This is a genomic window from Sphingosinicella sp. (assembly GCF_052387495.1).
Classification (GTDB): Bacteria; Pseudomonadota; Alphaproteobacteria; order Sphingomonadales; family Sphingomonadaceae; genus Allosphingosinicella.
The window spans coordinates 1-12,894 of sequence record NZ_JBQTJC010000290.1 but is presented as its reverse complement, the minus strand read 5'-3'; the positions used below and the strand labels follow the sequence as shown (position 1 = coordinate 12,894).

General features: G+C 69.3%; 10 protein-coding genes. 2 read left to right on the top strand and 8 right to left on the bottom strand.

All coding sequences use genetic code 11. The features are described 5' to 3' along the window. Positions 1 to 168 precede the first annotated feature (168 nt). From ACT4N8_RS15945 to ACT4N8_RS15935, 3 genes are all read right to left on the bottom strand, one after another. Entirely contained in the window at positions 169 to 1,236 is a 1,068-nt protein-coding gene (locus ACT4N8_RS15945) for a 2OG-Fe(II) oxygenase family protein (protein ID WP_444859096.1), read from the bottom strand. A 45-nt stretch (positions 1,237 to 1,281) separates the two neighbouring features. After that, positions 1,282 to 2,172: a TSUP family transporter gene (locus ACT4N8_RS15940; RefSeq protein ID WP_444859095.1), complete on the bottom strand. Its 891-nt coding sequence runs from the start codon at positions 2,170 to 2,172 to the stop codon at positions 1,282 to 1,284. 108 nt (positions 2,173 to 2,280) lie between these two features. Continuing rightward, positions 2,281 to 3,744, bottom strand: coding sequence for a DUF389 domain-containing protein (locus ACT4N8_RS15935; protein WP_444859094.1), 1,464 nt, complete (start codon positions 3,742 to 3,744; stop codon positions 2,281 to 2,283). Between the two features lie 107 nt (positions 3,745 to 3,851). On the opposite strand from ACT4N8_RS15935, the gene ACT4N8_RS15930 reads away from it, so the two are divergent. Beyond that, positions 3,852 to 4,571 (top strand): pirin family protein, encoded by a 720-nt coding sequence (locus ACT4N8_RS15930; protein WP_444859093.1) that lies wholly within the window; start codon positions 3,852 to 3,854, stop codon positions 4,569 to 4,571. On the opposite strand, the gene ACT4N8_RS15925 is transcribed toward ACT4N8_RS15930, so the two are convergent. Continuing rightward, complete coding sequence (locus ACT4N8_RS15925) at positions 4,568 to 5,797, bottom strand: NAD(P)/FAD-dependent oxidoreductase (RefSeq protein ID WP_444859092.1); 1,230 nt, start codon at positions 5,795 to 5,797, stop codon at positions 4,568 to 4,570. The genes ACT4N8_RS15930 and ACT4N8_RS15925 overlap by 4 nt on opposite strands. Positions 5,798 to 5,880: 83 nt before the next feature. On the opposite strand from ACT4N8_RS15925, the gene ACT4N8_RS15920 reads away from it, so the two are divergent. Further along, positions 5,881 to 7,386, top strand: a complete 1,506-nt coding sequence (locus ACT4N8_RS15920; protein WP_444859091.1) for a CYTH and CHAD domain-containing protein — start codon at positions 5,881 to 5,883, stop codon at positions 7,384 to 7,386. Between the two features lie 3 nt (positions 7,387 to 7,389). Here the strand turns inward: ACT4N8_RS15920 and ACT4N8_RS15915 are convergent, their stop codons facing one another. The 4 genes from ACT4N8_RS15915 to ACT4N8_RS15900 all read right to left on the bottom strand — a co-directional run. Further along, positions 7,390 to 10,143 (bottom strand): TonB-dependent receptor domain-containing protein, encoded by a 2,754-nt coding sequence (locus ACT4N8_RS15915; protein ID WP_444859090.1) that lies wholly within the window; start codon positions 10,141 to 10,143, stop codon positions 7,390 to 7,392. A 78-nt stretch (positions 10,144 to 10,221) separates the two neighbouring features. Beyond that, entirely contained in the window at positions 10,222 to 11,793 is a 1,572-nt protein-coding gene (locus ACT4N8_RS15910) for a hypothetical protein (protein ID WP_444859089.1), read from the bottom strand. A 169-nt stretch (positions 11,794 to 11,962) separates the two neighbouring features. Further along, the gene (locus ACT4N8_RS15905; protein ID WP_444859088.1) at positions 11,963 to 12,673 is read right to left on the bottom strand and encodes a hypothetical protein; all 711 of its coding nucleotides are present in this window, start codon (positions 12,671 to 12,673) and stop codon (positions 11,963 to 11,965) included. Beyond that, a partial coding sequence (locus ACT4N8_RS15900; protein WP_444859087.1) for a winged helix-turn-helix domain-containing protein occupies positions 12,663 to 12,894 on the bottom strand: 232 nt, incomplete at its 5' end. The genes ACT4N8_RS15905 and ACT4N8_RS15900, both read right to left, overlap by 11 nt.

Here is a 12,894-nt window from a genome sequence, read left to right as displayed (position 1 = left end):
GTCGCCTACCAGACCAACATGCTGATTCTCTCCGCCGGCGACTACAAGTTCGGGGACTATACCCGCACGGGTATCCCCCTCGTTGTGCTCATGATCGTCACCTTGTCGGCGCTGCTCGTCTTTCGCTACGGCCTGGCTTGACCGGCCGCGGCGGAATGAGGCCGCGCCTCAGGCGTCCTCGACGGCATAGTCGTCGCCGTAGAATTTGCTGGTGCTGCGCGTGTGGAAGGCGATCGCCTTGATCAGCCGATATTTGGGCGGGCCGAGACCCGGCAGCACCTCGAGAATTTCATTCTCCCACACATAGACCGCGATCGGGAACGACACCCTGGCGCGCGCGAGATGCGAGCCGTCGGTCGGCTTGCCGACGCGGTGGGTCGTGGAGGGCAGCCGATCGTTGGAGATGCGCTGCATATAATCGCCGGTATTGATGACGATCGCGCCCGGCGGCGCGTGGAGGCGTACCCACTTCCCGCTCCTGTGGTTCCAGACCTGCAGGCCATCGACCCGCGACGCCGGCAGGATCGTGAAGAGGTCGACATCCTCGTGCCCGAGCAGCCGGCCGGCGCCGGAGCGTGCCTGATCCTCCGTCATCGGCGGATAATAGTTCAATCTGAGCCCGAAATTGGTCCCGCCGAGCTTGTCATCATAGCTGTGGGGATCGCAGCCGATCCCCTGGAACATCGCCTGGGCGATCGGCTTGAACAAAGCCTCGTGGGCGAGCGCGAGACGGCGGAACTGCCGTTCCTGCGCCGCGCGCGGCCAGTAATCCGTGGCACGAAACGTTCCGGTGCGATGCTGGGGAATGTCGAACGCCCGCCTGCACCAGACCCAGCCTTCGACCAGGTCCGGATGGATGTCGCTGGTCTCCGCGAGCGGGAAATAGCCCTGGGCGACCGAGCCGTGGCGCCGCGCGCGAAACCGGAGCTTCTCGTCCAGCGGCGTCGAGGTGAAGAGATCGAGGACACGATCCTCCATCTCTTCGTAGAGCGTCGGATCGACGCCATGCCCGGTGAGGACGGCAAAGCCGATCTCCTGCAGCGCCGCGCCGAAGGCGTCGGCGAAGCGTGCCTTGTCGCGCGCATCGCCTTTGAGGAACGGCTCGAAATCGAGAGTCGCGATCTCATAATCCTCGTCAAATTCATCGCCCGCATGCTCGGCCAGGCGATAGGTGTGCGCCTTCTCGACCTGGTCGTATTTGCGGAAGTCCCGGTTGAGGGCGTCGGTCTCGGCCATGCGCGGGACTCTAGCGCTCGCGGCCGGCCGTGGACAGGCGGGCGCTCACGCGACCGGCGCGGTGGCGCCCTCGGCCCTGTGCTCGCGCCGCCCGATCCAGGCGGCGCGCAGCATGATCGCCGCAGCATAAAGCACGACCGCGATCACCAGCCAGCGCAACAGCTCCACGGGCATGGTCTTGACGATGAACGCCGCGACCAGCACCGCGGGGATGCCGCCGATGGCCAGCCCGATCACGACGCGCAGGTCGATCTGGCCGATCTGAATGTGCCGCACGCTCGCGCCCGCGCCCATCAGCGACGCACCCGCCGCCATGATCGGAAAGCAAAGCCGCGGGTCCATGCCCATCAGGCTCAGCATCACCAAAGTCGGCGCGTAATTGCCGACGCCGAAATTCAGGAGAATGCCGAACAGGAAATTGGCGGCGATCGCGACGATGGTGAGCGCGAGCGGCAGGCCGGCCGCGGTGCCGCCGCCGGGAAAGAGCTGGAGGTTGGTCATCGCATAGGCGGTCGCGGCGAGCAGGAGCGCGATGGCGACGACCAGCTGCACGATCCAGACCCGGGCGCGCGCGACGAGCGGCGCTCCGACAAGCCCGCCCAGCAGCAGCGCGATCGCGCAGCCGAACAGCAGCACCGGATCGACCAGCACCCCGAGCAGGATCAGGAAGATGATGCTCTGGGTCATCGCCGGCGGGGTCAGGCCGACCAACATGGTCGGCGGAATCAGCCGGTCGGGCACCAGCCGGCGGAACTTGAGCCACGCCGTCGTCGGCGCGAAGGAGCCGATCCCAAGCGTGTCGAAGAAGCTGACGATCGCGCCGAGCGCGAGCGCTTCGGAATGAGGCGCGGCGCGCAGGGAATAGGCCGCCCGCGCCAGCGCGAAGAGGTAGACCAGGATCGCGAGCCCGAGCGGAATCAGCAGGGCGATCAACATGGCCGGCGCACAATCGTCATGCTCGCAGCATCACCCATTTGGCGAACTCCCACAATGGCCGTCCCGGCGCCGGCGGTCGTCAATCATGCTCTGGATAGAGGGCTGTCCTCAGCCTCCCGGGGCGAGCCAGGCGAAGCGGACCGGGCCGGCGTCCGTCGCGGTCACGCGGGCGTCCACTCCCGACGCGCGCAGCCGCTCCGCCACCGCCTCGGCCTCCGCGCCAGACACGCCGATCGGCATCCTCAGCCGGCGCCAGGCCCAGATCACCGTGGTCAGCGCGGCCTCGGCTTCCGGCGTCGCGGGATCGGTCAGCGGCGGCATATCGGGAAAGGCGGCGGCGGGCGGGATCAGCAGGACCGTCCAGCCAGTCTCCCCTGTGGCGGCACGGGCCTCGAGCTGCTGGTAGGCGAGCAGGGTCGCGCCGGGCAAGGCCGCGGCTTGCACCCGGGCAAGCCGGCGCTGGCGATCGATCAGCACATCCTCGCGTGTCGCCCCCGCGACCAAAGCGAGCCGGTCCGCGAGCCGCGCCGCGCCGCGGTCGACTGCGGCGCCGCGCGCCTCGGCGAGCTGGGCCGCCTCGGCGCTCGCCTCGCCGACCCGGACCTGCTCGATCTGGACCTCGACGGGCCGGCCGAGAGAGTCTGCGAGGGCGCTGCCCGCCTCGGCCTCGGCGGCATTACGGAGCTCCGGCGTGAACACGACCGCGCTGACCCGAATCGGATCGGTATCGAACTCCATCTGCAGCTGGCTGACGCGGGCGCCTTCGCCGAACCGCTGGGCGATCTCGGCGCGCGCCTCGCGTGCCGCCAGCGTCTCCCAGGCGATCTGGCGCAGAGCAAGCCCGAGCGGGATCGCGAAGGCGAGCAAGGTGCCGAGGATGAGCAGTGCCTGCAGCCCGGTCTGCCGGGGCGAGAGCTGACGGCCGAAGCCGTAGAGCCGTGCAAGCACCGCCGCGCTGATCCCGATCGCCATTAAATTGGTCAGGAACAGGAAGGTCGAGCCGGCGAGGATCGGCAGGTTCCAGGTGGCGAGGCCATAGCCGATCACGGCGAGCGGGGGCATCAAAGCGACGGCGATGGCGACGCCGACGATGGCGCCGTGCCGCCCGCGGATCATCGCATAGGTGCCAGCGAGGCCCGAGAAGGTCGCGACACCGAGATCGAACAGATTGGGCCGGGTGCGGGACGCGATCTCGCTGGTGACTGCCTGCAGCGGCGAGACAAGCACGATTAGGGCGCAGAACAACACCGCCAGCGTGGCGCCGATCCCCAGCGAGAGAAGCGAGCGGCGAATGTCGTCGAAATCGAACAAGGCCAGTCCGAAGCCGAAGCCGATGATTGGACCCATTAGCGGCGAGATCAGCATCGCACCGATCACCACGGCCGGCGAGCCGAGCAGCATGCCGAGGATGGCGATCCCGGCCGACATCAGGGTCATGAAGGCGAAATGGCCCGACCAGACGGCTTCGTCGTGGACTCGGGCGACGACCGCGCGATGATCGACCGAATTGACGATGCGGGCCCGCCACCAGCCGGGAATCGGATTGGGCGGCACCGCCCGCGCTTTGTTCATTTTTCGGCCGTCCCCTTCACGCGCCTCCCCCCAAACGCTAGGGGCTAAGCGTTCGTTGCGCCAGCTTCCCCGGGCCGCAGCCCCGGCAATCAGGATTAAACAGGTTCATGACCGATTCGAAGCTCGACCCTTGCCGTGTCGAGCTCCGCGTCGGCGCGGAGCTGGGCAGCACCCGTTCGGGCGGGCTCCACGGCCGCCATCATTTCTCCTTCGCCGCCTGGCAGCGGCCGGACCGGCTCGAATGGGGGGCGCTGCGCGCGCTCAACGAATATCGGCTCGAACCGGGTGCCGCGCGGCCGCCCAGCTTCCACTCCGGCTTCGACATCCTCACCCTCGTCACCGGCGGCCGGCTGCGCCGGCTCGGCAATTATGCCTCGCGCCGGCTGCTCGAGGCCGGCTCGGCGGAGCTGATCTCGGCCGGGCGCGGTGTCGACCTCGGCGTCGAGGCGGTCGGCAAGGAGCCGGCGGCCTATGTCGAAATCTGGCTCAGGACCGGACCGGGCCGGCGCGAGCCGCGCCGCGAGTGGCGGCCGCACGCCACAGACGGCCTAGCCGTGCCGATAGCCGAAGGCCCGATGGCGCGCGACGGCGCTCTGCGCATGCGGGCGACGGGACACATCCACCGCGCGGTGCTCGCGGCGCACCGGCGGACGGATCTCGCGCTCGGCGAAGGCGAATGCGCCTATCTGTCGATCGCCAGGGGCGCGGTGCGCGCCAACGGCGTCGCCGGCCAGGCGGGCGACGGCCTCGCCGTCAGCGGACCGGGCGTGCTCGAAATCCGCGCGGACAAGGCGTCTGAGTTGCTGATCGTCGTCACCGCCGGCTAAAGGCTGAGCAGTTCCTTCAGCGGCGTCGCGGCGTCGGCGAGGCGGGCCCGGTCCGGCCGAATGCGCTCCGTTACCAGCTTCCGCCCCTGCACATAGTCTTTGGTCGCGTTGACGCAGTCGAGCGCGATCACCTGCCCGCGCTTCAGATAGACCAGCGAGAAGCTGCGCGCGGCCGGATCGCCGCGCAGCACGGTCTCGTCATGGCCCAGGGAGAGCCCGACCGTCTGCAGGCGCAGGTCGTACTGGTTCGACCAGAACCAGGGCACGGCCTCGTAACACGCCTCCCCGCCCATGATCGCCCGCGCCGCGACGCCCGCCTGGTCGTGGGCGTTCTGCACCGATTCGATCCGCACCTCACCACCGCCCGCGAAAGCGTTCGCGTGCAGCGCGCAGTCGCCGACCGCATAGACGTCCGGCAGGCTGGTCCGACAGGTTTCGTCCACCCGCACGCCGTTGCTCCCCTTCGCACCGGCGGCGAGCAGCGGCGCGACCGCGGCGTCGATGCCGATCCCGACGATGACCAACTCCGCGCCAATCGTCTCGCCACTATCGAGCCGAACCCCGGAGACGCGGTCATTGTGACCCTCGATGGCCATGACCGTCGCGCCGAGACGGATGTCGACGCCGCGCGCCCGGTGCTCACGCTCGAAGAACCGCGACAAAGGCTCCGCAGCCACCCGGGCGAGCACCCGATCCAGCGCCTCGATCACGCACACCTTCTTGCCGAGCCCGTTCAGCACCGCCGCCGCCTCGAGCCCGATATAGCCCCCGCCGATCACCGCGACCGTCGCGGCCCCAGGGAGTTCCCCGATCAGCGCATCCACGTCGGCGCGCGAGCGGATCGCGTGAACGCCCGCGAAATCTTCGCCCGGGCAAGCCAGCCGCCGCGGCGTCCCGCCCGCCGCCCAGATCAAGGACCCGTAGCCGCTCGCGCCGCCGTCCGCAGTCGTCACGACATGCGCGGCGGGATCGACCGCGACGACCCGCTTTCCGGGCAGCAGCGTCACCTCCCGCTCGGCCCAGAATTCCGGCGGGCGGATCAGGATCCGCTCGAACGGCTTGGCGCCCGCAAGATAGTCCTTGGACAAGGGCGGCCGCTCGTAAGGCGGCTCGGGATCGTCCGACACGATCGCGACCGAGCCGGCGAAGCCCGCCTGGCGCAGCGCGATCGCCGCGCTCGCGCCGCCATGGCCGCTGCCGACGATGAGGACGTCGAAGGAAGGCATAAGCTGCTGATCGCGCCCGTCCGGAGGGAACGCAAGCACCCCTTCGCGCGCTTGCCGCAAATCCGTAACATTCGCGCGTCAGAATGCGCGTCTCGCCGGAGGCTTCGGAAACAGATGCTTTGGCCCACGAAGTCGAGCTGAAATTCGACGTCGAGCCGGGGGGCGCGGCGGCGGTGCGGAGCGCCGCGGCGCTCGCGGACGTGAAGCCGCGGACGCGCCGCTACGACACGCTCTATTTCGACACGGCCGACGGCGCCCTGCGGCGCGCCGGCTTCTCGCTCCGCGTCCGCCGCGCCGGCAAGAGATGCGTCCAGGCGGTGAAAAGCCGCAAGGGCGCCGCCGCCGGGCTCTTCGTGCGCAAGGAATGGGAAAGCGAGGTGCCGCGCTTCGCGCTCGACCGCGCCGCCCTGCGCGCGACGCCGCTCCGGCGCTGGGCGGCCGACCTGGACGCGCTCGTCCCTGTCGTCCGCAGCCGCATCGACCGCACCTTATGGGACATCGCGCAGGACGGCAGCCGCATCGAGGTCGTGCTCGACGAAGGCACGATCGCCGCCGGCAGGACGACGGCGCGCTTGAGCGAGCTCGAGCTCGAGCTGGTCGAAGGCAAGCCCGCCGCCTTGTTCGCGCTCGCCGAGGCGATCGGCGCCGCCGCGCCGCTCCGGCTCGGCGTGCTCAGCAAGGGCGATCGCGGCCACGCCCTCGCCGCCGGCCTGCTCGGCCGCGCCGCCAAAGCGGAGCCCGTGCGGCTGCGCGCGCCACTTACCGAGGCCGGCGCCTTCCACGCCATCGCCCACGCCTGCCTGCGCCATTTCCGCCTCAACGAGATGGTGCTGCTCGAGGCGCGCGACGCCGACGCGCTCCACCAGGCACGGGTCGCGCTCAGGCGGCTGCGCGCCGCTCTGTCGCTGTTCCGCCCGACCGTGCGCGGCAAGGACTATCAGGCCTTGCGCGACGAGCTCCGCTGGCTCGCCGGCCAGCTCGGCGAGGCGCGCAACCTCGACGTCCTGCTCGTGCGCATCGATCATGCCGGCGAGGCCCGCCCGAAGGAACTCACCGCGCTCCGCGAGCGCGCCTACGACTCCGCCCTCGCCGCCTTGCGCTCGGACCGGGCGCGCGCGCTGATGCTGAAGCTCATCCTCTGGCTCGAAACCGGCGCCTGGCGCTACCGCGCGCGCGGTGCCGAGGACCTCGCCCCGCTCGCCGAGAACCGGCTCGAGCGGCGCTGGCGGCGCATCCGCCGGCGCGGCCAGGGCCTCGCCCGCCTCGACGAGGAGGGCCGCCACGCCTTGCGCCTCGACATCAAGAAACTGCGCTACGCCGCCGAGTTCATGGGCCCCTTATACGCCGCCAAGCCGCTCGCGGCGCGGCGCGACAGGTTCGTCGCCGCCTTGAAGGTGTTGCAAGACCGGCTCGGCGACCTCAACGACGCCTGGACCGCCGAGGCGCTGGCGGCGCGGCTCCCGGCCAAGCTCCGGCCGCTGATCGCCCGCGTCCACGGCATAGGCGACCGGGCGAAGGCGCTCCGCGCGGCCGACAAGGCCTTCCACCGCGCGCTAGCCGCCGGCGGCTATTGGTCAGCCGCCGGCTGACCCTCAGAACCGCACCGTCACGCCGGCGCTGAAGCTCTGCCCGACTCGGTAGGAGTTGATGTCGATCCGGTTGCCGCCGAACTCCTGGAATTCCTCATAGTCCCGGCCGAAAATGTTGCGCGCCTCGAGCTTGAACTCGGCCCGCGCGCCGAAGATGCGCGCCTCCTGCCGCAGCACGAAATCGACCCTCAAGCCCGGCTGCTCGATGAAGTCCGGCTGGCGAAGCAGGCCCTGGATCGGGCCGCGATTGGTCACCCGCTCGCTGGCATAGCTCAACAGCAGGGTCGCCTGGCTCAGGCTGTCCGTGTCCTCGATGCCGATCTGGACGTTGGCGAGATGGTCCGACTGGCCGGCCAAGGGCGCGCCGTCCTCGAACAGCAGGTTCGACGCGACCGGCTGCAGGTCCGGGCCGATCGTGGGGCTGCCGTCCGCGCTGATGCTCGATTGGGAGTAGGTGTAGTTACCGATCAGCACGAGCCGCCGCGTGGCGAAGAAGTCGCCGCCCAGCCCGTCCAGCGGGAGATAGGCCTGCGCCTCGATCTCAACGCCGTACAGCTCGGCCTCCGGCGCGTTGGCGAAGCCGGTCCTGAGCTGGCCGCCGCCGGCGAAGAACGCCGCCGCCTCGATCGGATTCTCGATCCGCTTGTAGAAGCCGGCGACACTGATCCGCTGGTCGCGCGCGAAATAATATTCCCACCGCCCCTCGAAATTGAGCAGCTCGCTGTCGACCAGGAACGGGTTGCCGGTGAACTCGCGGTCGGATTCGAAATCCTGGTAGATTTGCGGCGCGAGCTCGCGGAATTGCGGCCGGGCGATCGTCTGCGAGGTGTGGAACCTGAGCTGCATGTCGCGCGCCATGTTCCAGGTCAGCGTCACCGCCGGCAGCCAGTAGGAATTGCTGAGGCTGGTCGCGGCAATGCCCGCGCCGATCGGCAGCACCGACTGGTCCGCGGTTTCGTAGCGGACGCCGACCGTCGCCCTGAGGCCGTCGCGCAGCTCACCTTCCGCCTGGACATAGCCGCCATGGACCTCGAGGTCGGCGTCATAGGCCGCGGTGCCCTCGGCGCCGGAAACGTCGCGCAGCTGGATATTGTAGGTGAAGACGTTGAAGTCGGAGAGCAGGAAGTCCGGCCGCTGCTGCGCGATCTCGACCTGCAGCGCGCCGTCGGGCCGGAAATACTGGAATTGGAAGCGCGAGGCGCTGCGTTCGGTGCGGGTGTAATTGTAGCCCGCCGAAACCGTCAGCGGCGTGTCGACGGGCAGCTGATAGGCCAGGTCGATGCCGCCCGAATAGACTTCCTCCGTAAGGTCGCTGAACGCGATCGTCGCGAATTGGCCCGCCGAGGACAGGTTGTTGACATAATCGTCGACGTCGCCGGGGCCGCTCGTGGTGGGATCGTTGTCGCCCAGGTAGAAATAGCCGATCGCCCGTTCATAGGGCGATTCGCGCTGCGAATTGGCATAGGCCGCGCGCACGTCGAGGCTGAGCGGGCCGAACTCGAATTCGCCGACGAGCTGGGTGTTGAAGAGCTGGCGCTCGAACCAATAGGTGTTCTGCTCGATCAGCGACGGCGGCAGATTCGGGTCCTGGTCCGTAACGTTGCGGTTGAAGCCGGCGGCGAGCCGCCCCTGCTTCAGCGTGTCGCGGATGAACAAATTGGTCCAGCGGATCTGGTGATCGCCGAAATTGGCGCCGACGCCGAGCAGGCCGTTGACGATGATCCGATTGTCGGTGGTGACCGTCTGGAAGCTGGTCTGCGGGATGCCCGCGAGCTCGGGGTCGAGCGAGCTCTGTTGCAGCGCGTCGCGCGTCCGCCAGCTGTTGCTGTAGCCCGCCGCGGCGAGCAGGCCGATCCGCCCGCCCCCGATGTCGAACGACGTGCCGCCGCTCACTTCCGCGGAGAAATTGGCTGGGATGTTGCGGTTGCGCTGGAGCACGGTGGTGGGCGAATTGATCAGGCTGGCGGCGAACTGGCGCCGCTCTTCGTCGGTCGTGGCGGCGAAGTTTCCGGTCTCGACCGCATTGCGCAAGGCGGCCGGGAAGTCGCGGGTGCCGTCGTCGAAGCCCGACCAGTCGGTGTCGCTGCCGTAATAGGTATAGCCGAGATTGAACGTCGTCTCGGTATCGCCGCTGCCGCCGACGCTGATGTCGAAGAAGCTGTCGCGCGGCACCGCGGGCGTGGTGAGGTTGATCACGCCGCCGCCGAATTCGCCGGGATAATTGACCGAATAGCTCTTCTGGACGAGCGAGCTCGCGATCACGCTGGTCGGGAAGATGTCGAGCGGGACGACCCGGCGCAGCGGCTCGGGGCTGGGCAGCGGCGAGCCGTTCAGGAGCGCCAGCGAATAGCGGTCGCCGAGGCCGCGCACATAGACGAAGCCGTTGCCGACCACCGAGAGGCCGGTGACCCGCTGCAGCGCGCCCGCGATGTCGCCCTCGCCGGTGCGCGCGATGTCCTCGGCCGAGAGGACCGAAATGACCTGCGGCATGCGGCGGACGATGTTCCCGCTGCGCGTGCCCGTGACGACGATGTCGCCCTCGCCGGCCGGGCTCGCGCCCGGCACCGAAATCTCGATCGCCTCTTCTTCCTGGACGGGCGTCTCCCGCGCCGCCGCTTCCTCCTGCTCGGTGGCGATCGGCTCGGCCGCACCGGAAGAGGGCGGCGGCGTCGGCTGGGTCGCGCCCTGGGCGATCGCCGCCGGCGAAACCAGCGCCGAGCTGAGGAGCAGGCCTCCGAGGATGAACGAGTGTCTCATGAGGATTCCCCCTGTGTGGCGAACGGGCAGGGGGGCGGCGGTTTTGGTCCGCCGCCCCGGTACGCGTGGCGGCGGCGATCAGGTCGTCGGGATGGCGGTGCAAAGGCCGCTCGTCGCGCCGAAGCCCACATAGCCCGAATTGCAGGTCCAGCCGGCGAACCAGGTGTCGTTCGCGTCCCGCACCGCGCCGATATAGTTGACCGCGCTGAGCCGGTTGGGCGCCGCCGCGTTCGGCTGGCCGGCACCGGCGAAGGCATCGGCGTTGAACGTGGTCGGATCGGTGGCCGGGACCGCGGCCTCGTTGGCTCCGTTGATGAAGACGCTGCTCAGCGATGGCGTGAAGTTGCTGTTGTTGTTGTTCGTGCCGGTGCCGAAGATCGTCGCGACCGCCGCCTCATTCCCGTCGGCGCGGAACGCCGTCGGGCAGGCGAGCTGCACCGAGCGGAACACGGGCGGGCCGAGATCCTGCAGGCCCGCATCGGCCGCGCGCGTGGTCGTGCCGCCGGTCGCGTCGATGTCGAGGCAGGCCTGGGTGCCGACCACGACGCTGTTGAGGATCGCATAATCGGTGCCGCCGCGCAGCAGGATGGTGTTGCCGCCCTGCACGGTCGAGCGCTGGACGAAGGTCGCGTTGGAGAGGCGGGTATATTGGCGCGGCAGCGCATCCTCGTTGCCGCTCGAATCGCTCTCGATCATCGAATCGCCATTCTGCGAGTCGCGCTGCACGGCGATCACGAACTGATGGGTGCCGCGATAGCCGAGGTCGGTGTCGAGCGCGTCGTCGTCGACGCCGGTCAGGACCAGGAACTTCGTGTTCACGCGGCCGCCGAAAATCTCGATGCCGTCGTCGGAGCTGTTGTGGATCTGGATGTTGTTGATCGTCGTCAGCTGGCCGACGCCGCCCATGGTGAGGCCCTGCAGCTCGTTGCCCGGCGCGATCTGGAAGCCCGAATAGCGGATCTGCACGAACTGCATCGTGCCGCTATTGTCGTTGGGCGAGGCGCCGCCGTAGAGCGAGCCGGTCGTGCCCTCGATCACTTGCTGGCAATTGGCCGAGCCGCCGGGGACGGCCGTGTTGCAATCGCTGATCGGCGCGCGGCCGAGCAGGATCACGCCGCCCCACAGGCCCTGGCTGCTGTCGGTCGCGGTGCCCGCGACATTGGCCCGCGCGGTGAAGATGATCGGGCTGGTCGATGTGCCGATCGCCTGAATGCGCGAGCCGCGATTGACGACGAGATAATCGGCCCCGGACGAGCCGAACAGGACGGTGCCGGCTTGGATGGTGAGCGTCACCGCCTGGCAGGCGGCGAGCGGCGCGCCCGCATCGCCGCCGCAATCGGTGCCGACATTGACCGGTCCGACCAGCGAATAGGCGACGCCCGGCACGTTCTGGACGGTCGTGTCCTGGGTGAAACGGCTCGGCAGCTGGCAGGCGCGGCGATTGCCGACGATGCCGCCGTCCGTGGTGCCGGCGGGGCAGCTCGCGGCCGGCTGGCCGGGGGCGGGCGGCGGAGGCGGCGGGGGCGGCGCCGGGGCCGGTGGAACCACGACGATCGCGCCCTCTCCCGGCGAGGCGATGTCGTCGGCGCCACAGGCGGCGAGCGGCACGGCCGAGATGGAGAGGAAGAGCAATGCGCGAAGCTTGGACATGTCGGAACCCCCTTAGGTTTTGACGAGCCGGCGACTCGGCAGGACGGAATCGCCTTGGCGCTTCAGCTAGGGGGCCAATGTGATGTTTCTATTACATATGCGAAAGTAATACTCGTGTCATTTCAAAGTAATACTCGCGAATTATACTTGACATATATTTGAAATATATTCAGCGCCCTGACCTTTCCAGGCTGAGATGCATCGGACGGCCGCCGCGCTCGATCTCGAACGTCACCCGCTCGGATTGGGCGATCGTCCAGGGCAGCTCCAGCATCCGCTCCTGGTCGAACTCGCTGCCGTTGACGCGCAGGATCGCGTCGCCGGCTTGCAGCCCGGCGCGCTCCAGCGCGGGCAGCCGCGCGCCGGCACGCACGACATGGCCGGTGACGCGCCCACCGGTCCGGCGCGGCGCGAGGCCGAGCCGGTAGGTCAGCGCCTCGGCGTGAATCGCCGCCTCGCTCGCCGGCCCGCTTTGCGCCGGCGCCGAGGCGGGCGTGCCGCCCGCCGTGGTCGCGCCGGTGAAGTCGAGCCGGAACTCGCTCGTCCCCGAGCGCAGCACGACGTGGTCGGGATGATTCTCCGCGAGGACGAGACCCGGCAGCACCTCGCGCCCGACCGCGACCAGCCGCTGCCGCCCGTCGGCCATGGCGATGATCGCGCCCGCGCCGGTGATCCCGTGCAGCTTCAGCCCCTCCGGAGTCGCGGTCGGCGCCGCGGCCTGTTCCGGCGCGGCCGCGACCGGAGGCGGCGCGGAACGAGGCGGGGGCCGCGGCGGAGCGACAGGCGCTTCGCCACGCATCGTCAGATAGAGGACCAGCAAAAGCGCCAGAATGACGCCGCCGGCCAGCCATGCGCGCCGGTCGCGCAGCTCAGCCGGCATCTTCGTCCAGCGCATAGCCGGCCGAGCGGACGGTGCGGATCAGCTCGGGCTTTCCATCCGTATTGATCGCCTTCCTCAGCCGCCGGATATGGACGTCGACGGTGCGCGGTTCGATGTCGCGGTCGTGGCCCCAGACCGCGTCGAGCAGACGCTCGCGCGAATAGACCCGGCCGGGATTCTCGATCAGGTGCCTCAGCAGCCGGAACTCGGTCGGCCCCAGC